The organism is Pelomicrobium sp. G1, from assembly GCF_051905455.1.
Taxonomy (GTDB): Bacteria; Pseudomonadota; Gammaproteobacteria; order Burkholderiales; family UBA6910; genus Pelomicrobium.
The window spans coordinates 1-230 of the sequence record NZ_JBQACR010000689.1 but is presented as its reverse complement, the minus strand read 5'-3'; the positions used below and the strand labels follow the sequence as shown (position 1 = coordinate 230).

Sequence of the window (230 nt, the reverse complement as noted above, 5' to 3'; positions counted from 1 at the left end):
AGCCCTCCGCGCCTGCGCTCTTGAGCGCCCGGGAAAGGAGCGGCCCGCCCTCTCTGATCAGCACCCCCAAGGGGATGCGCTCTGGCACCGCCTCGGCGGCGGCGTAGAAGAGGGCATCCCGGGCCGCCTCGTCCTCGCTCGCGCCCTGGGCTCTGCGCTCGGCGTATTTCTCCCCGAACACCTGGGAGCCCATGAGCGCCACCCCCACATCGGGGCGGCGAGTCAAGATC

General features: G+C 71.7%; 1 protein-coding gene. It reads right to left on the bottom strand.

Annotated features, from left to right (window positions below; genetic code table 11):
- Nucleotides 1-230: hypothetical protein (locus ACTFO6_RS20135; protein WP_439936030.1), on the bottom strand; the 230-nt coding region annotated here is incomplete at both ends.